The organism is Burkholderia sp. HMSC10F09 (genome assembly GCF_001806955.1).
GTDB lineage: Bacteria > Pseudomonadota > Gammaproteobacteria > Burkholderiales > Burkholderiaceae > Burkholderia > Burkholderia multivorans.
In genome coordinates, this window is sequence record NZ_KV786629.1 from 26,588 (window position 1) to 47,670 (window position 21,083).

Below are 21,083 nucleotides of genomic sequence, written 5' to 3' on the forward strand. Positions count from 1 at the left end.
GACGCTGGATAGTCCATGACCCCCGAAATTATCGACATTCATCCGCACATCATTTCGACGGATACCGCACGCTACCCGATCGCGCCGCAGCACGGACATCGCTCGACATGGTCGGCCACGCGTCCGATCACGTTCGAGCAACTCGTTGCCGAAATGGACGAGGCGGGCGTCGCCAAGGCCGCCATCGTGCATTCGTCGACGACCTACGGCCACAACAACGCCTACGTCGCCGACAGTGTTGCACGCGACCCGAGGCGGTTCACCGGCGTGTACTCGTTCGACCTGCTCGCGCCGGATGCATTGAAGACCTTCGACTACTGGCTCGCGCACGGCATGGGCGGCATCCGTCTCTTCACCGGCGGCGCGACGCACCAGAGCGACGGCAGCTGGCTTGTCGACCCGGCGACGTTCCCGATCTGGGAGCGCTGCGCGGAGCTTGGCATGACGATGGCGGTGCAGACCACGCCGGACGGTCTCTCGATGGTCGCCGAGCTCGCGCGGCGCTTTCCGGCAGTCAGGATCGCGCTGGATCACTGCGCGCGGCCCGATATCGAGGAGGGGCCGCCGTATGCGCGCTGCGCTGGTCTGTTCGACCTTGCGAAATACGACAACGTGTACATGAAGATCACGCCGCGTACCTTCGATCTGGCACAAGCAGCGCCCGGCGGCGCCGATGCCTTTTTCCCGCATCTCGTGAAGATATTTGGCGCGGATCACCTGGCATTCGGTTCGAACTATCCGGCATCGGCAGGGCCTTTGAAGAAGCTGATCGATCAGGGGCATGCGTGCTTCGCGAGTCTTACCGACGATCAACGCGCATGGGTCTGGGGCCGCACGGCCAAGATTCTCTACCCGTCGCTTGCCGACTGAAACCGGCACAGGTGGACCCAGCGGTTCGCCCTCTCATCAGGATCACGCATGGAATTTTTCAACGAAGCAACGCTGATGGCGGCAGGCCATGCGCTGACGACGCTCCTGCAATTCAATCGCCTGATCTTCCTCGTGCTGGGGGTGGTGGTCGGGCTGTCGATCGGACTGCTGCCGGGCATCGGCGGGTTGACCGGCTTCGCGTTGCTGGTGCCGTTCACCTACACGATGGACCCGTATGCGGCCTTTGCGATGCTGCTCGGCATGGCGTCGGTCATTACGACATCCGACGTGATCCCTGCCGTGCTGTTCGGCGTGCCAGGCCATGCCGCTTCGCAGGCGACCGTGCTCGACGGCCTGCCGATGACAAAGCGCGGCGAAGCGGCACGCGCCTTGAGCGCGTGCTACACGTCGTCCTTGCTCGGCGGCCTCATCGGTGCGCTGATTCTCGCGATCTCCCTGCCGCTGGTGCGGCCGTTCGTGCTGTCGATCGGCACGCCCGAAATGCTTGCGCTGACGATCTTCGGCGTGTCGATGGTCTCTGCACTGTCGGGCAATGCGCCGCTGAGGGGTGTGGTCGCCGCATGCTTCGGCATTCTCGTGGGCATGATCGGGACCAACGTCGCAACGGGGCAGATGCGCTGGACCGGCAACATCCTTTATCTGCAGGATGGCATTCCGCTCGTGCCGATCATTCTCGGCGTCTTCGCGCTGCCCGAGCTGTGCGAGCTGGCGATACGGCGCACCGCAATAGCGCAGAACGTGCAGTTCAGTTCGCGCAGCGGTATGCGTCAGGGCGTCGTCGACGGATTTCGCAACTGGTTTCTGATCGTGCGCTGCGGGGGCCTTGGCGCGGTCCTCGGTGCGGTGCCGGGCATTACCGGTGCGGTGACGGACTGGATCGCGTACGGGCATGCATTGCAGACGTCGAAGGGCGCGCGCGAGACCTTCAGCACCGGCGATGTCCGCGGCGTGATCGCGCCGGAGGCCGCCAACAACGCGCGCGAAGGCGGGAGCCTCGTACCGATGCTGTCGTTCGGCGTGCCCGGCGGTGCAGCACAGGCGATTCTGCTCGGCGCGATGATGGTGCACGGGTTCATCCCCGGGCCCGACATGCTGACGAAACACCTCGACTTCACCTATTCGATGGTCTGGTCGATCGCGCTCGCCAATATTTTCGGCGCGGGCCTGTGCTTCCTGCTGAGCGGGCAATTCGCCAAGGTTTCGACGCTGCGCTACACGCTGATCCTGCCGATCATCATGCCGATCATCTACGTCGGCGCATTCCAGGGTTCGCGCAGCTGGGGCGACCTGTTCGTGCTGCTGATTGCGGGTGTGCTCGGCTGGACGATGAAGCGTCTCAGATGGGCGCGCCCGCCGCTCATTCTCGGTCTCGTGCTGGGCGTGCTGATGGAACGCTATATGTCCATCTCCTATGTGCGCTACGGAGCGAGCTGGTTGACGCATCCGGTCGTGATGGTTTTGCTCACGCTTGCGGCGCTCGTGTTCTTCAAGCCGTTGTTCACTGCGTTGCGCAGCGGCGCACACGCCCGGCTGCGCCCGGGCGCCAGGATCGTCGCGAAACCGGAAGACCTGATGTACGTGTTTTTTATCGGCGTCGGCGCGTACGTCGTGGCCAGTGCACAAGGCTGGGTGCTAATGGCCCGCATCGGGCCGACGGTCATCGCCAGCATTCTCGTGATCGCGGCAACGTTGAGTCTTCTTTACAAGATATTCGTGATACCCGCTCACGCCGGCGCCGCCGGTGTCGGGGGCGGTATTCACATGGACGTGCCTAGCGATCACGCAGACAAGCTGCCTCCCGGCACCGAGTTGCTGCGTGCCGCGAAGTTTCTCGGCTGGTTCGTGCTGTTTCTTTTATGCATGTCGGTGATCGGTCTCGTTCCGACCGTGCCGGTCATCATCGTCGCGTTCATGCGCATCGAGGGACGCGAGCCGTGGCGGCTCAGCCTGATCGTTGCAGCCTGCGTGACGGCGCTGATCTATGGCGTCTTCGAGAAGATCATTCACATTCCATGGCCGAGCAGCCTCCTTTGAGGACGCAATTTTCACGAAGGATAGACGCATGACGGACAACCGACTTCAACGTATCGACCCGGAACGTGCGACCGACGATCAGAAGAAGGTGATCGCGAGACTCGGTGAAGGGCGCGGGCGAATTCCCACACCGTTCCACATCTGGCTGCACAACCCGCGTCTGGCCGAAGGCATGGAAATCATCGGCACCCACGTCGACCGCTCGCCTGTGCTGAGCGAGGCGGAAACGGAAGTGGCGATTCTTTCGACAGCGGTGTTCTGGAATGCGCCGTATGTGATCGCGAATCACCGTCGGCATGCGCTGAAGGCAGGGGTGCCGCAGGCGCTCGTCGATGCGATTCTCGACAGGCGCAGGACCGATGTAACCGGACTCGGCGACGATCGGCTCGCGCTCGTGAGCGAGGCCGTGCACGACCTTCTCGCGGGCGCCGCGATCGACGATGCTCGCTTTGCCCGTTACGACACGGGGCTCGGGCGTGCGGTGATCGCCGAACTGCTGGTCACGATCGGCTATTTCACGTCGATTTCGCTCGGCATGACGTTTCACGCACTCGAGCCCAAAGCATGAACGACAAAAGGCCGCGGAGGTAGACGACGTGTCAGCGCTCGACTGGTACCTGCAGATCAATCTGAAGGCGCGGCACCTGCGCCTGCTGGTGACGATCGACACCTACCGCAATCTGACCCAGGTGGCCGACGTCACGCACGTGACGGTGCCGGCGGTTTCGAAATCGCTGGCGGAGCTGGAGCGCGGCCTCGGCCTTACGCTTTTTCAGCGTACCGCCCAAGGCGTCGCGCCGACGCCTTACGGCGAGTGCCTGATTCGTCACGCGCGAGAAATGCTCGCGATCCTGCATCAGACGCGCGACGAACTGAAAGCGCTGCGCTCGGGCACTGAAGGGAAGGTGCATATCGGCATGCTCCCGGCTTCTGCATCAGTGCTGCTGCCGGAGGCGCTAAGACTGCTCAAGCAGCGCTCGCCGGGCACCAACGCGATGGTGACGGAAGGCACGACCGCGTCGCTGCTGCCCGAATTGTGGCAGGGCCACCTGGACCTCGTCGTCGGCCGCCTGCCGGCGCCGGATACGCTCGGCAGCTTCGAGGAGAAGGAACTGCTCGAGGAGCCAGTGGTGCTGATGACGGGCCGCCAACATCCGCTTGCACGCAGAAAGACGCTCGATTGGGCCGACTTGCGGCCCTACCCGTGGATCCTGCCGCCGCCAGGCTCGATTTTGCGCGACCCGCTGGAACGCGCGCTCGAAGCGCACGATGTGCCGTTGACCAACAACTACATCGAAACGCTGTCGATCCACGTGATGCGCGCGCAACTCCAGATTTCCGATTTCATCGCAGTAATGGCCGGCACGCCGGGCGGCGACACCGTCCAGCCGCTCCATACGCTGCCGCTGAGCCTGCCTCGGCTGCTTCGGCCGGCCGGCATGCTGTGGAACCGCAACCGGGGCTTGACGCCGAGCGCGAGGTTGATGGTTTCGTGTCTCGAGGAGGCCGCGCTGGGCCTTCGCGCGCGTGAGCAGCCGACGTTGCGCGCCGCATCGCCCGGCAATGCGGGACGCGCAAACGCGGTAGCCGCGCCGCCTTTACCGGATCGTTAAGTCCCGCGCAGCTTAATTCAATAGACGCAAAACCGGCCGGCGAACATCATTGACTGCAACGAGATCGCACGAATAGCCACACCAACGCCGCTGGTTCGGCGATCCGATTGCCCTGGTTTCAAGGAGACTAAATTGAGCAGCAAAGTACACCTGAAGCTCGCTATCGCCGAGTATCCGCATACCGCCGCGATCCGCGACGGTTCGATTCCGATCGAAGGCGTGGAAGCGGAGTTCATTACGGTGAAGCCGCAGATCGGCGCATTCCGCCGCATGGTTCGCGACCTCGAATTCGACGTGTGTGAACTGGCGCCGACGACCTATGTGATCGCCCGGGCGTACGGCGCGCCATTCGTCGCGCTGCCGATTTTCGTCGTGCGACGCTTCCACCACGCGGGCATGCTGGTACGCCCCGACGCAGGCATCAGGACGCCGAAGGATCTGGAAGGAAAGAAGGTCGGCGTGCGCGCCTACTCGGTCACGACGGGCGCGTGGACGCGCCAGGTGTTCATGGACGAATTCGGTCTCGATCCGTCGAAGGTGACGTGGGTGGTCGACGACGAGGAACATGTCACGCAACTGAAGCTGCCGCCGAACGTGATCCACGCGCCGGCCGGCAGTTCGCTTGCGGAGATGATGGCGAACGGCGAACTGGTCGCTGGCCTGCACGGCAACGCCGGCATTGGCCGCACGGGCAAGCCGAACGGTGGCTGGAAGGAGGTCGAAGCCCATTACCCGGATCTGCTGCCGAATGCGGAAGAACTCGAAGCGGAATACTACGCGCGCACTGGCGTTTATCCGATGCACGGCACGATCGTCGTGAAGGATTCGGTGCTCGCCGAGCATCCTTGGGTCGCGAAGTCGCTATACGCCGCATTCGACAAGGCAAAGAAGGACTGGCTCGCGAAACTCGATGCGGGGGAGCTCAGCGACAAGAACAGCACCAAGTACCTGGCGCTGCGAAAGATCGTCGGGCACGATCCGTTGCCGTTCGGCATCGACGCGAACCGCAAGACCATCGAAGCGCTTGAAGCGACGGCGTTCAAGCAGGGCCTGACGCCGCGGCGCATGTCGATTGACGAACTCTTCGTCGACCCGCAGGCGTAACGCATCCCGGAGACGACCACCATGATCATCGATTGCCACGGTCACTTCACGACCGTCCCCGCGTCGTTTCGCGAATGGCGCGCGAAGCAGGTTGCGGCCGCGAACGATCCGGCCAATGCACCGTCGCGCGACGGTGCGTACGTCAGCGACGACCAGATCCGCGAAGCGATCGGCAACGGACAGCTGAAGCTGCAGAAGGAGCGCGGCTATGACATCACGCTGTTCTCGCCGATCGCCGGCCTGATGAGCCATCACCTCGGCAACGAACGCACGAGCCTGGAATGGGCGGAGATTTCCAACGATCTCGTCTACCGCGTGAGCGAGCTCTTTCCGGACAATTTCGTACCCGTGTGCCAGCTGCCGCAGTCGCCGCTCGCGCCGCCGAAGAACGTCGTTCCGGAACTGCGCCGCTGCGTCGAGCAGCTCGGCTTCGTCGGCTGCAACCTGAATCCGGACCCGAGCGGCGGTTACTGGACCGGCAAGCCGATGACGGACCGCGCGTGGTATCCGGTCTACGAAGCGCTCGTCGACCTCGACGTGCCCGCGATGATTCACGTCGCCGCTTCGTGCAACCCGTGCTTTCACGGCACCGGCGCGCATTACCTGAACGCCGATACCTCGGTGTTCATGCAGATCCTGCAGTCGGACTTGTTCAAGGACTTCCCGACGCTGCGTCTGGTGATCCCGCACGGCGGCGGTGCCGTGCCGTACCACTGGGGCCGTTATCGCGGGATGTCGCTGGAGATGCGCGAGCGGCCGCTCGAAGGGCTGCTGGAGAACGTGTTCTTCGATTCGTGCGTGTATCACCAGCCGGGCGTCGAGTTGCTGACGAAGGTGATTCCATCGGACAACGTGCTGTTCGGCTCGGAGATGATCGGCGCCGTGCGCGGCAAGGATCCGTGCACGGGGCATTTCTTCGACGACACGAAGCGCTACATCGACGCAATCCCGTCGTTGAGCGACGAGGACCGCTTCAAGATCTACGAAGGCAACGCACGGCGCGTGTACCCGCGACTCGATGCGCGGCTGAAGGCACGCGGACTGTAGGCAAACGGCAGGCACAGGAACAGAAACGCCATGACATCAATCGTAGATATTCATCCGCACATTATCTCGGACGACGAGAAGCGCTACCCACCGGCGCCGCTGTTCGGCAAGCGCTCGGAATGGTCGCAGGAACGGCCGAACACCGTTGAAGCGTTGATCAGCGCCATGGACGAAGCCGGTGTCGCGAAGGCGGCCGTCGTGCATTCGTCGACGACGTATGGCTTCGACAACAGCTACGTGGTCGACAGTTGTGCGCGCTTTCCGGATCGGCTCGTTGCCGTCGGCTCGGTCGACATGCTGGGCGACGACGTTGCATCGGTCATCGAAAAGTGGGTCGGCAGCGGTCTGGCGGGGCTGCGCATCTTCACCGGCGGCTCGACGAAGGACTTCGATCCGAGCGAGCTGGAGAATCCGAAGTCGTTTCGCGCGTGGGAGATTCTCGCGGAGCTGAAGCTGCCGATGTGCATCCAGACCGGGCCGATCGGCCTGCCGCAGGTTCGGATGCTGGCGCAGAAGTTCCCGCGCGTGAACATCGTCCTCGACCACCTCGCACGGCCGGACGTCCTCGACGGGCCGCCGTACGCGAATGCTGCGAGCCTGTTCGCAATGGCGGATCTGCCGAACGTCTACCTGAAGCTCACGCCGCGCATTTTCGGCGATGTGAAGAAGGAAAAGGCAAGCGCCGAGACGTTTTTTCCGCGCGTGGTCGAAGCGTTCGGCGCTGCGCGCCTTGCGTGGGGTTCGAACTTCCCGACTTCGCCGGGCACGCTCACCGAAATCCTGGCGACCGCTCAGGACGGACTGCAGTGTCTCAGCGAAACGGATCGCGAGTGGATTTTCGGCAAGACCGCGCTGAAGTTGTATCCGGCGTTGGCATAAGAACGCACATGATTCACCACGGAGACACCCAATGAGCCAAACCCGCCTGAATGGCCTGATCCGCGCGTTCGAATCGGGCAAGCCCGCGTTTGCCGCGTTTTCGAAACTCGACCGGCAGACCGCGATCGACATGAGCGAATCGCCGTACGACGGTCTCGTCTTCGAGATGGAGCACAATCCGTACGACGTCACCGCGCTGGGCGATGCGCTGCAGTACCTGCTGAACCGCAAGGCGATCGCGTCCTCCGGTTCGATTGCACCGAGCGTTACGCCGCTCGCGCGTATCCCGGCGAACGGTGCCGAGATGAACCAGGCGTTCGCCAAGCAGGTGCTCGATCGCGGCGTGTACGGCGTGATCTGGCCGCACGTCTCGACCGTCGAACAGGCCTACAACGCGGTCGCGTCGTGCCGCTACGCGCGACCGAAGAATGCCTCGCTGTACGAGCCGAAAGGCGTGCGCGGCGACGGCCCGGCGAATGCATCGCGCTACTGGGGCCTGACGATAGCCGAGTACTACAAAAAGGCCGACGTATGGCCGCTTGCACCGGAAGGAGAAATTCTCGTGGGCCTGATGTGCGAGAGCACCGAGGCAATCGAGAACCTCGACGACATCCTGACGAACGTACCGGGGATCGGCTTCATCATGATCGGCGAGGGCGATCTGAGTCAGGAGCTCGGCTGTCCGCGCGACTACGACAACCCGATCGTGGTCGATGCGATGCGCCGAATTGTCGATACGTGCAAGCGTCATGACGTCGTAGTCGCGCATCCGCACGTTTCGGCAAAGAACCACAAGCGCGTGCTCGAGGAGGGATACGGCCTGCTGCTGTCCGCGCCGATGCGCAGCTACGGCGTGGTCGGGATGGCGCGTGAGGCGGCGGGCTACTAAATGAACGGCGCGCAAAGTCTCGTCGCGACGTTGGTGGATCAAGGCGTCGATATCTGCTTCGCAAACCCGGGCACGTCGGAGATGCATTTTCTGGCGGCGCTCGAGAACCCGAAAATGCGCAGCGTGCTGTGCCTGTTCGAAGGTGTCGCGACCGGCGCGGCCGACGGCTGGTACCGGATGAAGGATACGCCCGCGTCGACGCTGCTGCATCTGGGGCCCGGCCTCGCGAACGGCCTCGCGAACATCCACAATGCGAAGCGGGCATCGTCGGGGATGGTCAACATCATCGGCGAGCATTCGACTTCGCACCTCAAATACAATCCGCCGCTCACCTCGGATATCGAAGGACTGGCGCGGCCGCTCAGCCACTGGATACGCCGCGCCGATTCGGCGGACACGATCGCGTGGGATACGGCGACCGCCGTTGCGAAGGCTTCGGAGCATCCCGGCAAGATCGCGACGTTGATCCTGCCAGGCGATACGTCGTGGCATCAGGCAACTGCCGCGCTTACGCCGCCGCGCACGGTGGCGGCGCGCAAGGCGCCGAATCCGGCCCGTATCGAGCACGTCGCGAAGGTGCTGCGCTCGGGCGAGCCGACGTTGATCATTCTCGGCAATCGCGCGACGCGCGGTGCGGCGCTCGAACGTGCCGGCAAGGTCGCAGCGGCAACCGGTGCGCGGCTCGGCTCGCAGTTCTTCACCGCGCGCATCGAGCGCGGGGCGGGGCGCGTGCCGATCGAGCGAATCCCGTATGCGGTGCCGCTCGCACAGGCGTTCCTGAAGGATTTCAGGCACATCGTCACGGTCGAGACCCAGGAGCCGGTCGCGTTCTTCGCATACCCGGACAAACCGAGCTTGTTGAAGGCCGAAGGCACGCTCGTGCACACGCTGGTGGAAGCCGACGAAGACAGCGCACTCGCATTCGAGATGCTGCTGGATGCGCTGAATGCGAGAAGCGTCCGGCCGGTGCTGCAGGCGCGCGTGCAAACACCGGTGCCCGAAGGCGCATTGACGCCGCTGAGCATTGCACACGCGCTCTCGGCAGCACTGCCGGAAAACGCGATCGTCGTCGACGAATCGCTGACCACCGGCCGCGAGACGATGGGCCACACGATGGGCGCGGCGCCGCACGACCTGATCAACAACATGGGCGGCTCGATCGGCTACGCGACGCCGGTGGCCACCGGCGCAGCGCTGGCCTGTCCGGAGCGGCGCGTGATATGCATGGTCGGCGACGGCAGCGCAATGTACACGATCCAGTCGCTGTGGACGCAGGCGCGCGAGAACCTGAACGTCACGACGATCATTTTCGCGAACAACAGCTACGCGATCCTGAAGGCCGAGTACGCGAACATGGGCGCAGGAACGCCGGGCGAGCGCGCTCTCTCGATGATCGACATCGACCGTCCGCGCATCGACTGGCTCGCGATGGCGAAAAGCATGGGCGTGCCCGGCGTCGGCGTGGACACGGCGCAGGCCTTCTATCAGGCGCTCGTCGATGCGACGCGCGAGCCTGGACCACGCCTGATCGAGGTTCGGTTATAGCCGACGATAAAAGGATGAAGACCACCGAGTATGGAGAGAGAGCAATGACCACGACACTGACCGGGGTGCCGACCTTGCGCACCAATCTGTCCGAATATGCGGTCACAAAAGCGATGCGCGACGGTCGCGTGAAGTCCGACCTCGTGACGCTCGACTTCTGCGGACCGACGCCCGCGCACAACGGCTTCAAGGCGATGGTGCGCGAGAGCGCATTCGACGCGGGCGAGCTCGCGATCGTCACGTTCCTGCAGGCGAAGGCGTACGGCAAGCCGTACGTGCTGCTGCCGACGCCGATCTCGGGTCGTTTCCAGCATCACTGCGCGGGCTACAACATCGACTTCGGCCATCTCGACCCGAAGGACATCGAGGGCAAGAAGGTGGGCGTGCGCACGTACACGCAGACCACCGCGCTGTGGATCCGCGGCATCCTGCGCCACGAGTACGGCGTGGATCTGGACAAGGTCACATGGATGACGCTGAACGACGGGCATCTGGCCGAGTACAACGATCCGCCGAACTGTCAGCGGCTGCCGAAGGGCTCGTCGATTCCCGAGATGATGCTTCGCGGCGAACTGGCTGCTGCGCTGCTCGGCGAAGATATGCCGAAGGACGAGCGCGTGCGCACGTTGGTGCCGGATGCGCAGCGGGCCGCGAAGGACTGGTTCGCGCGCGAACAGGTGGTGCCGATCAATCACATGTTCGTGGTACACGAGCGTGTATCGAAGGAGCGACCCGACATCGTGCGCGAGATCTATCGGATGATCGTGGAAAGCCGCTCGCTGGCCGAAGGCGTGCCGGCGGTGTTCCCGCCGATCGGGCTGGAAGCGAACCGTAAAGGCATCGAACTCGCGATCGAGTGGGCGCTCGACCAGGAGATTCTGCCGCGGCGCCTGTCGGTGGACGAGTTGTTCGATGACGTGACCGCGAATCTCGGGTAATGGCAGGCAGCGTAGCGCGATAGAACACCAAAAACCGGAGACCGACCCGTGCAGATCATGGGAAAGGAAGCAGTGCGGCCTGAGCGCCGGTGGACCGTTCTGCTGCTGCTCGCGCTGGGGCTGATGATTTCGTTCGTCGACCGCACGAGCATGTCGGCGGCGCTCGCGGATCATCGGTTCGTCGCGCACTTCGCGCTGACGAACGTCGAGCGCGGCTGGCTCGGTTCCGCCATGTTCTGGTCGTACGGCCTACTGCAGATGCCGATGGGCTGGCTCGTCGACCGCTACGGCGTGAAATGGCCTTACTCCGTGTGCTTCTTGCTGTGGTGTCTTGCGGCCGCGGCCACTGGCCTCGTCACCACGCTATCCGCATTGATCCTCGTGCGTCTCGTGATCGGCGCAGCGGAAGCCGTGGTCGTGCCCGCCACCTATCGGTATCTGGCGGACCATTTCGACGAGACCCGCAAGGGCACGGCGCTCGGCATCTATTCGATCGGCGGCAAGATGGGACCGGCGCTCGGCGCGCCGCTCGCCGCGTGGCTGATTGCGGCCAGTTCCTGGAATGCGATGTTCGTGATCACGGGGCTCGCGGGACTGGTATGGCTGCTGCCGTGGCAGATGCTGCTGCCCAACGACTTCCCGTCGCGAGCAGAACTGGCGGCGGCAGAGCGTCGGGCGGCATCGGTGCCACTCGGCAACCTGCTGGCGAGCCCGGTGGTCTGGGGCGGCCTCATCACCAATTTCTGCTACAGCTATTTCGCGTTCTACTGCATGACCTGGATGCCGGCGTATCTCGTCGAACAACGGGGACTTTCGCTGCGGCAGTCGGGGCTCTATACGTTTTTCAGCTTTGCCGGCATTGCGCTGGTGGCTGCGTTGGCGGGATGGGCCGCGGATCGGCTGATCGCGCGCGGCCATGACGCGGTACTGGTCCGCAAGTCGTTCATCGTCGCCGGGTTCGTCGGCGGTACGACCGTGCTTTTCGGCGCATATGCGCCGTCGCTGCAGTCGGCGCTGTTCTGGAACGTCACTTCACTTTCGCTGGTGGGGCTCGTCACCGCAAACAATCTCGCGCTGGTCAAGCTCACGTTGATTCCCAAGCCGGCGGTGGGCCTGAACACGGGCCTGCAGCAAGTGGCGACCAGCCTCGCGGGCGGGGTGTCGGCGAGCCTGTCGGGCTGGCTCTTGCATGTAGGCCACAGTTACACGTTGCCGATGGCGGCGATTTTCGGGTTCCTGTTGCTCGGCGCGACGAGCACGGTGGTGCTGCTGCGGCGCAAGTGGGCGCCGAAGATCAAGGAAAGCGGATGTGAGGAGCCGCAGGACGGGCGGGGCGCACAGGCTTATGCGAACAAAAGCGTCCGCTAGTCGTCTGCTGGCCCAGTTCCTCGCTGCGCGAGCGGGCGCCATCAGCGCGCAGCAGATGCTGATGCTTGCCGTCAGCTGGCACATGTATGAGCTGACGCTGAGTGCGTGGTATCTCGGGCTGGTGGGCCTGTTTCAGTTTGTTCCGGGCCTAGGCACCACGTTCCTCGCCGGCCACTGTGCGGACCGCCTGCACCGCGGGCGGATCGTGGCTGCGTGTCTCGTCGGGCAGGCCGTGGTTGCCGCCGTGCTCGCCGCGGCGACGACGACACAGGTCGTTACACGCGATCTGCTGCTGGCACTGTCTCTCTTACTGGGCGCGATCCGGCCATTCCAGATGGCGGGGCAGCAGGCGCTGCTGCCGATGCTCGTCCCGCAGAACCTGCTCGCGCGCGCGATGGCGCTGAGCACGGTGGTCCAGCAGGTGTGCGTGATCGTGGGTCCTGCGCTTGGCGGCCTGCTGTTCGCGACCGGCATCAACGCGCTTTATCTGACTTGTGCGACGCTTTTTTGCACGAGCGCGGTGATGTATGCCTTGATCCGCTACGACTACGTCGCGCCGCCGCGCGAACCGGTAACGACCGACTCGGTGCTTGCGGGCTTGCGCTTCGTATGGAGCCATCCGTTGTTGCTGGGCGGCATCTCGCTCGATCTGTTCGCCGTGCTGTTTGGTGGCGCCACCGCATTGCTGCCGGTGTATGCGAAGGAACTTCTGCACGTGGGGCCGCAAGGCCTCGGCTTGTTGCGCTCGGCGCCCGCCGTGGGCGCGCTCGCTGTCGGACTCGTGCTGTCACGCCGGGCGATCGGCAATGGGGTCGGCAAGAAGCTGCTGGTTGCGGTCGCGACGTATGGCGTCTGCATTGCCGCCTTCGGGTTGTCGCGCTCGTTTTTGCTGTCGCTTGCGCTGCTCGCGATCTCGGGCGCGGCCGACACGGTCAGCGTCGTCGTCCGGCAAACGCTGATTCAGCTCGAAACGCCGGACCGCATGCGCGGACGCGTCGCTGCGGTGAACACCCTCTTCGTTGGCGCGAGCAATCAACTGGGAGAATTCGAATCGGGCTTGAGTGCGACCGCGTTGGGTCCGGTCGCCTCTGTCGTCGCCGGCGGATGTGCGACGGTTCTTGTGAGCATCGCCTGGAGCCGGTTTTTCCGGCCGCTCGCCGAACGCGACACATTGCACGGAGGGAGCGGCACGACTTAACCGGACGCTCAACCCATCTGCAGACGAAGTCAATGGACTAGGTAATTACCCTTAAGGTCTAATACTAACCATGTTGCTGCGGTCGTGCGCGGCTGACGTTTCGTTAGAAGGGTAGGACCATGAACTCGTTGATCAAAGCTGCCGTCATTGCCATCGCCGTCTTCGTACCGGCCATCGGATTCGCACAATCCACAGCTGCGCTCACACGCGCCCAGGTTCGCGCGGAGCTCGCCGAACTGGAAAGCGTCGGCTATAACCCGCTCGCCGATTGCCCGGCAGGGGAATGCCGTGAAAGCCTTCAGCAGGCACAAGCGAGGCTCGAGGAGCAACGCAAGGTCGCGACGGCGTATGGCCCGGATCCGAAGGGTACGGCGCAGTCGGGAAAATGACGGTGCGGGCGATCGACGGCTTCCAGCCGACAGGACGGCGAGCGACGTCCACCTTCTTTCCTGCCATCGTCAACCCACCTCCGCCAACACGGCCTCCGCCGCGCGTCGCCCATTCTCCCAATGCTCGGCGATCGCCGCCTTGCCGAACTGGCCGTCCTTGAAGTGCGTCTCGCATTGCGTCCTGCGGTAGTCGACCGGCACGATCCGAAGCGCGTGACGCGGCAGCCGCGATGCGGCGTGCGCCAGCCGAGGATCGTCGGCGATCGCGCGCGCATCGATGCGCTCCAGCGCATGGGCGAGCGTCGCCTGCAGTTCCGAAACATCGCGCCATCCCTGCTCGAACAGCGCCGCCCGGCTGGCCTGCAGAATGTTTTTCTGCCGGATCTCGACATCCGTCATGTTGTCCGGAACGGCGCCTTCGCCGCTCCAGAGATCCGCGCGCAGCACGACCGTCGGTCGGTCCGCCGGCGCCGTTTCGACGATACGCTTCAGCGGCAGGCCTGCGGACAGCGAACCGTCCCAGTACCATTCGTCGTCGATCTTCACGGCCGAAAACCACGGCGGCAGCGCGCTCGATGCAGCGATGCGCGTGACGTCGAGACGCGTGTCCCGATTGTCGAAATAATGCGCGTCGCCGCTCGCGACATGCGTAGCCACCACGCTCACGCGCGTACTGCTCGCATTGAGACGATCGAAATCGCACAGTGCCGCGAGCGTGCGCAACAGCGGCTGCATGTCGAACACGCTCGCGTTGGCCGGGTTGCCGTTGCCGCGCAGCACGGGCACCACGAGCCGGCGGCTGAAAAAGCCCGGCAGCCCGGCCATCATCGCGTAGCCTTGCTCCGCTTCCGCGAGCGCGCGCCGCATCGTCGCATCGTCGATGAACGGCAGCAGCCAGCCGGCCGATACCGCATGCGACAAGCCGTCGGGGACCGAGATCGCATCCCAGAACGCGCGCAGCCGCTCGATCCTGCAGGCAGGCTCGTTGCCAAAGAACAGCGCCGCGTTGATTGCGCCGATCGATGCGCCGCAGCACGCATCGATGTGCACGCCGGCGGTATCGAGCGCCTCGAGCACGCCTGCCTGAAACGCGCCGATCGCGCCGCCGCCTTGCAGGGCGAGCGCGACATGTGGCCTATGATCTTCAGTGCTGGTTGATGTCTGCATGGGGGTTCCTTTGACCATCGTTTTGCAAGCACGGCGCGAACAACGAAGACGACGCGACCGCGCCCTTCGCCTGCATGCGAGCCGCAAGCGCCGTGCCGCCGGCCGGCGCGCTATGTGTCCTCACGTGCCGATGTGCTTCCCACGTTGCGATTGCGCGGCTCGGCATCGCGCACGTGTCGCACGCGATCCGCGACGAACGTGCGCACGTTGCCATCGGGAAACAGGATCGCGACCTGCTCGTCGGTCGCCATGACGACCTCGCCCACACCGAATCGCGCGACGCGCGCTTTCTCTCCACGGGACCATCCGCGCGTCTGCTCGGCCACGCGCTCGGCACGGCGGCGCGCAATCGCGGCCGGCGAATGCACTTCGGGTAGCGGCTCGACATGCGGCGGATGCACGCAGTTGTCGCAAGTGCCGCAGCGTTCGATCTTCGTGTCTTCCTCGTAATACTCGAGCATCAGTCGCCAGCGGCAGCGTCCGCTTTGCGCGTAATCGATCATCTGCTGCAATGCCTTGCGATCGCGTTCGCGCATCTGCTGGAATTGCTCTGCGGCCGCCGGAATCGTGTCGCGCAGTTGCGTCGGCGCCGCGCCCTTGCGCAACCGGTAGCGATGCTGGCGGTCGCGCTGAACGATGCGCGCGTCGATCAGCATCGCGAGCGCGACATCGAGCTTGCCGGACGGAACGTCCGTCAGCTTTTCCGCGAGCGCTTTCCCCGACAGCGACGTACGTGCCGATCCAGCCGAGGGCGATGCGGCCTCCTGCTGCGCGTCGCCGGTCGCTGCCGCGATTGCATCGAACACCTGCGATACCAGTGCGGCATCGGGATACTTCCCGGCGAGGAAGAACTGCTGGATGCGGCGATCGTTGAGGTCGAACAGCAGCACGCAATCGGCGGCTTCGCCGTCGCGCCCGGCGCGCCCGGTTTCCTGGTAGTACGCGTCCAGATTGCCGGGGATCTGGTAGTGAATGACGAAGCGGACGTCCGGCTTGTCGATGCCCATGCCGAACGCGTTCGTCGCGACGATCAGGCGCGCGTCGCCGTTCATGAAGCGGTCTTGCTCGTCACGGCGTTGCCTGGCCGGCATTCGCCCGTGGTAGCGCGCGACGCTTTCGCCGCTCGCCGCCAGCCACGCCCATACGCGTTGCACGTCGCGCACGGTCGCGACATAGACGATGCCCGCGCCCTGCAGTTCGCCGATCAGATCGAGCAGGCGCTGCTGCTTGAGTTCGAGCGCGCGCGCGGCTTCGCGGCGTCCGTGCCCGCCGCCGGTGTGTACGACGCGGTAGTGCAGGTTAGGCCGGTACGTCCCGGTACGCACGATCGTGGGGTCGCGCAGCCGCAGTGCGTGCACGATGTCGTCGACGACCTCGGGCGTCGCGGTGGCCGTGAGCGCGAGGACCGGGGGGCCGCCGATCGTGTCGACGGCATGCGCGATGTCGAGAAAGGCCGGCCGGAAATCATGGCCCCACTTCGACACGCAGTGCGCTTCGTCGACGACGACGAGTTCGACCGGCACGCGCGTGCCGCCCGCGAGCACGTCGACGAACGCGGGCTGCGCGAGTCGTTCCGGCGTCACGAAGACGATTCGCGTGCGGCCGTCGCGCAACGCCTGCAACGCCGATTGTTCGTCCTTGCGCTTGAGGGTGCTGTTCAGCAGCAAGCAGTCGATGCCGAGCGCATGCAGCTTGTCGGCCTGATCCTTCATCAGCGAGATCAGCGGCGAAACGACGAGCGTCACGCCGTTCAGATGCAGGGCCGGCAACTGATAGCAGAGCGACTTGCCGGCGCCGGAAGGCATCGTGGCCAGCGTATCGCGCCGTGCAAGCACGCTGCGGATGATGGCCTCCTGTCCGCCGCGCAGGCGGCCAATCCCGAATCGCTCGCGCATCGTCCTGCGCAGGTCGCGCAGCCGTGTATCCAGCGTCATCTGCATCCCCGTCCGTGAAGGCGGGAAGGCTGTCGCAAGGCGCGTGCCGCACGCAGGAGCGCGCGCCACCACGCCGGCTATGCAGCGGTCGCGCTGGCGCAATTTTTGCGGCGGCGCGATTGCGGGACAGCGCGAATTGTCTGTTCGCGGCGGTTTGCGTACGCTTGCGCGGCAACCCTTGCCGCGGGCAGCGAACGCGGAACGAAGCGCGCAGAGCGCCCGCGCACCGTCGCTTAACCGGAGACGCGTATGTCGATACTCGTAGGGACGGCTTCCTGGGCCGACAAGACGCTGATCGAATGCGGCGCTTTTTACCCGCCCGGCTTCAAGAGCGCGGAGGCGCGGCTGCGGTATTACGCGAGCGTGTTTCCGGTGGTCGAGGTGGATTCGTCGTACTACGCGATGCCGAGCGCGACGAACAGTGCGCTCTGGGTCGAGCGGACGCCGCCGGGCTTCGTGTTCGACATGAAGGCGTTCCGGCTCTTCACCGGCCATCAGACGGAGCCGAGATTCTTTCCGAAGGATCTGCAGATCGAGCTGCCGAGCACCGGCAAAAAGAACCTCTACTACAAGGACGTGCCGGCGTCGATCGTCGAGGAATTGTGGTCGCGCTTCTTCGAGGCGCTGCGGCCGTTGCACGACGCAGGCAAGCTCGGCGCCGTGCTGTTTCAGTTTCCGCACTGGGTGACCGCGGCGCCGAAGTCGCGCGCGCACGTCGAGCACTGCGCCGAGCGCATGCATCCGCTGCTCACCGCATTCGAATTCCGGCACGAGAGCTGGTTCGACGAGAAGCATCGCGAGTCGACGCTGGCGATGGAGCGCGCGCACGGGATCGTGCACGTGATCGTCGATGCGCCGGAAGGCGTGACGAAGCGCGTGCACTCGGTGTGGGAGGCGACGTCGAGCGAGCTCGCGATCGTGCGGCTGCATGGCCGCAACGCGGCGACCTGGAACGGCTCGGCGACGGTGGCCGAGCGGTTCAACTACGAGTACAGCGACGACGAACTGCGAGATCTGGCGGGGCCGATCACGGCAATTGCCGGGCGCGCTGCGCAGACGCACGTGTTGTTCAATAACTGCTACCGCGATGTCGCGCAGCGCAATGCGCGGACGATGATGCGGATGGTCGATGCGGCGGGCGCCCGGCCGTGATTGGGGAAAGGCTTGGGCCGGCAGGCGACGCGCGCGATGCCGGATGCCCGGTCCCGTTCGTACTTCCCGGCATTCCGCTATCTTTGCAACGATCCCATGTGCGATATGAACGCGGACGTCGCACGGCCGCCGCCCGGATTTCATCCGGTCAAAACGAATCGTTCAGCGCTCACCGAACCGGCCGCTGACGCCAAAGCGGGGTAAAGCAATGAGTAATCTCGATCTGAACTTGCTTCGTGTGTTCGATGCGATCCTGCGCGAGCGCAACGTGCTGCGCGCCAGCGAGGCGATCCATCTGAGTCCGTCGGCCGTCAGCCACGCGCTGTCACGGCTTCGTGCATTTCTCAACGACGACCTGTTCGTGCGGACGGCCACCGGCATGGAGCCGACGGCGCGCGCGCTCGAGATGGCGCCGCTCGTGCGCGATGCGCTCGTGATCGTCGAGCGTGCCATCGGGCCGAAGCAGTTCGATCCCGGCAGCACGCAGCGGCAATTCTGCATCGCGGCGACCGACTACATGACCGCGGTGCTGCTGCCACCGTTCTTTCGTGCGCTGGCGACCGACGCGCCGCACGCGAACGTCACGGTGCTGCCCGCGAGCCGGATCGACCTGACCACGCAGATCGACGTCGGCCGGGTCGAGATCGCGCTCGGATCGTTTTCCAACGTGCCGCCGCGTATTCAGCAACGCGTGCTGCTGGAAGAGCGCGACATGATGGTGATCGCCGCCGATCACCCGCTCGCCGGACGGGAAATCGGGCTGAGGGACTTCGCTGCTCTGCCGCTGATGGTGGTGTCGACCGGCGGTTCCGACGACGGCTTTCTGTCCGAACGGGGGCTGACGCGCCGGACCGAGATGTTCGACCGCGCTGCGCTGGTCGCCGCGTTCGAATCGATCGGCAAATGGCCGGCGTTCAGGATCGTGCAGCCTCACTTCCTCGCGATCCCGAGCCTGCTCGCCGGCACGCAGACGGCGGCGATCGTGCCGGCATCGCTTGCGCGGTTCTTCGCGCTGTCGGGCCTCGTGCACGCGGCGGAGCTGCCGTGGGAGCCGACCACGCGTGCGCTGCAGATGATCTGGCACGAGCGGCACGCCGACGATCAGGGCCATGCGTGGCTGCGAGACAGGCTTGCGGACGCGGCGCACGACGTAGCGGCCGCGAACGCCGCATGGGACGGCCGGCAACCGGCACTGTGAACTGCATGCGATGCATTTCGCCGTTAAGAAAAATGCACTTCTTCGACGTGGATCGCTCATGTAGCCTGCGACAACGCATTCAACGAAGGGCGGCTCCATGTTCACCGACGATATTGAAACCGCACACGAACTGACCGAACTCGAACGGATCATGATGAGCCGGTTTGCGAACCGGTTCTATCTGAATCGCGAAGTCGATCCGGCCGTCGTGAAGGGCATTCTCAACGCCGCGCGCTACGCGGCGACCGGCGCGAACGTGCAGCCGTGGCGCGTTCACGTCGCCGCCGGACCCGCGAAGGAGCGGCTGGTCGATGCGCTCGGTACCGCGCACGCGACTTCGCCGGACGATCACGCGTCCGAGTATCGTTACCTGCCGGAGCCGCTGCCCGAACCGTTTGCATCGCGTCGACGCGAGTTCGGCGCCGTGTTCTTCGGTTCGCTCGGCATCGGCCCGCAGGACACCGCCGCGCGCGCGGCGAATACGGCGCGCAACTGCCGGTTCTTCGACGCGCCCGTCGCACTGATCTTCACGATCGATCGTCGTCTCGAGAAAGGAAGCTGGCTGGACCTGGGGATGTTCATCCAGAACGTGATGCTCGCGGCCAAAGCACGCGGGCTGGACACGTGCACGCAGGAATTCCTGGCGCGCTATCACGCGGTGATTCGCGAGCAGCTGACGCTCGCGCCCGAGGAGCTGGTAGTGTGCACGATGGCAATGGGCTATGGCGATCCGGAGTGGGCGAAGAAGCGTCCGCAGATGCCGAAGCTGCCCGTTGAAGCGTTCGCATCGTTTCACGGGTTCTGAAGCGGCCCGGCCATCGACGGGTTGAAGACCCCACGCGCTCGAACATGGTCGTTCGCGACCCTGTTCGGGCTTTTCGATTGGATCCGATGACGGGCAATGCGCGGGCCGACGAGCGCGCGAGTGCGCGACCGTCGGCGCACATCGGCCGACTTCGGTCGATCGATGCGAGCGTCACGCGACGCCTGCATCGATCGACGATTCAGTGCGCGGGCGGCTTGACGTCGTACGCGATTCGTCCGGCGGGCAAGAAGAACAGCGCGATCACCGCACCGCCTTTGGCCTCCGGAAAGTGATGGCTGCCGGGCGCGGGCGCGGTCCAGCCGCCGTAACACCATCCATTCGGGCCCGCGAGCGCCGCGCCGTCGTCGAGCGGCACGACGAGATTGAACTCGCCATACGGATGCGCGTGATAATCGCCGCGAAATGCGTGCTCCGGGTTGCGTTGCGTATTGCCGGTACTGTCCATCAGCACGGCCGTGATGCTGAAATAGAACGTTTCGGCGACGGGCGGCATGAGTCGCGCGCGGCGATACTTCGGGCCGGCGATTTCGACGTCGGCTGCCCAGCCTTGTTCGACGCCGAGCGTAATCAGGCGTGCAAGATCCTTGTACAACGCGCTTTCGACGCCGTACCTGGCGTTGAGCCATTGCTCCGCCTCGGTGCCCGCGGTCATGTCTTTGACTTCTTCGAGAAACGGCAGGCAACGCGCGATCAGCTGATCTCGCGGGTGTGCAGTGGATGCTTCGGACATTCGCTTTCTCCTTGGTTCGATCGCCGTGCACGTCGCCGCTGCTCATGCGCGCGTCGGGCGTGCTTCAGCGATCCGAAGATGCCATGTCGAAGCCGGTTGATGAAGCGAAAGTCTTGCAGAAGCGTCGTGCATGCCGTGCATTGTCCGCAGCGGCCGCATGCAGGAAGTGCTGCGCATCGCG

The 21,083-nt window shown here is 64.7% G+C and carries 19 protein-coding genes; 16 read left to right on the forward strand and 3 right to left on the reverse strand.

The features are described 5' to 3' along the window. The first annotated feature begins 15 nt into the window (after positions 1-15). The 13 genes from HMPREF3115_RS08925 (at position 16) to HMPREF3115_RS08985 (ending at position 13,895) form a co-directional block, all read left to right on the forward strand. Complete coding sequence (locus HMPREF3115_RS08925; RefSeq protein ID WP_006403952.1) at positions 16-870, forward strand: amidohydrolase family protein; 855 nt, start codon at positions 16-18, stop codon at positions 868-870. Positions 871-945: 75 nt separating this feature from the next. After that, positions 946-2,925 carry a tripartite tricarboxylate transporter permease gene (locus HMPREF3115_RS08930; protein ID WP_256276108.1) on the forward strand — a complete coding sequence of 660 codons (1,980 nt, stop codon included), beginning with the start codon at positions 946-948 and terminating at the stop codon, positions 2,923-2,925. Beyond that, the gene (locus HMPREF3115_RS08935) at positions 2,873-3,493 is read left to right on the forward strand and encodes a carboxymuconolactone decarboxylase family protein (RefSeq protein WP_227747544.1); all 621 of its coding nucleotides are present in this window, start codon (positions 2,873-2,875) and stop codon (positions 3,491-3,493) included. The genes HMPREF3115_RS08930 and HMPREF3115_RS08935 overlap by 53 nt, the downstream gene beginning before the upstream one ends. 28 nt (positions 3,494-3,521) lie before the next feature. Then, the gene (locus HMPREF3115_RS08940; RefSeq protein WP_006403949.1) at positions 3,522-4,538 is read left to right on the forward strand and encodes a LysR substrate-binding domain-containing protein; all 1,017 of its coding nucleotides are present in this window, start codon (positions 3,522-3,524) and stop codon (positions 4,536-4,538) included. 132 nt (positions 4,539-4,670) lie between these two features. Then, the gene (locus HMPREF3115_RS08945; protein WP_070554152.1) at positions 4,671-5,642 is read left to right on the forward strand and encodes an ABC transporter substrate-binding protein; all 972 of its coding nucleotides are present in this window, start codon (positions 4,671-4,673) and stop codon (positions 5,640-5,642) included. A gap of 21 nt (positions 5,643-5,663) precedes the next feature. Beyond that, a complete protein-coding gene (locus tag HMPREF3115_RS08950) occupies positions 5,664-6,689 on the forward strand; it encodes an amidohydrolase family protein (protein ID WP_006403948.1) in 1,026 nt (341 codons plus the stop codon). A gap of 30 nt (positions 6,690-6,719) precedes the next feature. Then, entirely contained in the window at positions 6,720-7,568 is an 849-nt protein-coding gene (locus tag HMPREF3115_RS08955; RefSeq protein WP_006403947.1) for an amidohydrolase family protein, read from the forward strand. A gap of 31 nt (positions 7,569-7,599) precedes the next feature. Beyond that, positions 7,600-8,457 (forward strand): HpcH/HpaI aldolase family protein, encoded by an 858-nt coding sequence (locus HMPREF3115_RS08960; protein ID WP_006403946.1) that lies wholly within the window; start codon positions 7,600-7,602, stop codon positions 8,455-8,457. Beyond that, complete coding sequence (locus tag HMPREF3115_RS08965; protein ID WP_006403945.1) at positions 8,458-10,002, forward strand: acetolactate synthase large subunit; 1,545 nt, start codon at positions 8,458-8,460, stop codon at positions 10,000-10,002. A 44-nt stretch (positions 10,003-10,046) separates the two neighbouring features. After that, entirely contained in the window at positions 10,047-10,940 is an 894-nt protein-coding gene (locus HMPREF3115_RS08970; RefSeq protein WP_070554154.1) for a type 2 periplasmic-binding domain-containing protein, read from the forward strand. Between the two features lie 48 nt (positions 10,941-10,988). Continuing rightward, positions 10,989-12,308: an MFS transporter gene (locus tag HMPREF3115_RS08975; protein WP_070554155.1), complete on the forward strand. Its 1,320-nt coding sequence runs from the start codon at positions 10,989-10,991 to the stop codon at positions 12,306-12,308. Further along, positions 12,286-13,506: an MFS transporter gene (locus tag HMPREF3115_RS08980; RefSeq protein WP_059936441.1), complete on the forward strand. Its 1,221-nt coding sequence runs from the start codon at positions 12,286-12,288 to the stop codon at positions 13,504-13,506. Before HMPREF3115_RS08975 ends, HMPREF3115_RS08980 begins: the two co-directional genes overlap by 23 nt. A 119-nt stretch (positions 13,507-13,625) precedes the next feature. Beyond that, positions 13,626-13,895 carry a DUF4148 domain-containing protein gene (locus HMPREF3115_RS08985; RefSeq protein ID WP_053298760.1) on the forward strand — a complete coding sequence of 90 codons (270 nt, stop codon included), beginning with the start codon at positions 13,626-13,628 and terminating at the stop codon, positions 13,893-13,895. Between the two features lie 69 nt (positions 13,896-13,964). Here the strand turns inward: HMPREF3115_RS08985 and HMPREF3115_RS08990 are convergent, their stop codons facing one another. Further along, positions 13,965-15,062 carry a patatin-like phospholipase family protein gene (locus HMPREF3115_RS08990; protein WP_070554157.1) on the reverse strand — a complete coding sequence of 366 codons (1,098 nt, stop codon included), beginning with the start codon at positions 15,060-15,062 and terminating at the stop codon, positions 13,965-13,967. 110 nt (positions 15,063-15,172) lie between these two features. Next, positions 15,173-17,002, reverse strand: a complete 1,830-nt coding sequence (locus HMPREF3115_RS08995; protein ID WP_070554159.1) for a RecQ family ATP-dependent DNA helicase — start codon at positions 17,000-17,002, stop codon at positions 15,173-15,175. 243 nt (positions 17,003-17,245) lie between these two features. Here HMPREF3115_RS08995 and HMPREF3115_RS09000 point away from each other — a divergent pair, with 243 nt between their 5' ends. The 3 genes from HMPREF3115_RS09000 to HMPREF3115_RS09010 all read left to right on the forward strand — a co-directional run bounded on the left by HMPREF3115_RS09000 (position 17,246) and on the right by HMPREF3115_RS09010 (position 20,151). Next, positions 17,246-18,148, forward strand: coding sequence for a DUF72 domain-containing protein (locus HMPREF3115_RS09000; protein WP_070554161.1), 903 nt, complete (start codon positions 17,246-17,248; stop codon positions 18,146-18,148). A gap of 208 nt (positions 18,149-18,356) precedes the next feature. Next, entirely contained in the window at positions 18,357-19,346 is a 990-nt protein-coding gene (locus HMPREF3115_RS09005) for a LysR substrate-binding domain-containing protein (protein WP_070554163.1), read from the forward strand. Between the two features lie 97 nt (positions 19,347-19,443). Next, entirely contained in the window at positions 19,444-20,151 is a 708-nt protein-coding gene (locus tag HMPREF3115_RS09010) for a nitroreductase (protein ID WP_006403938.1), read from the forward strand. 199 nt (positions 20,152-20,350) lie between these two features. On the opposite strand, the gene HMPREF3115_RS09015 is transcribed toward HMPREF3115_RS09010, so the two are convergent. Next, on the reverse strand, positions 20,351-20,902 hold the full coding sequence (locus HMPREF3115_RS09015) for a 4-hydroxylaminobenzoate lyase (protein ID WP_006403937.1): 552 nt from the start codon (positions 20,900-20,902) through the stop codon (positions 20,351-20,353). Positions 20,903-21,083 lie beyond the last annotated feature (181 nt).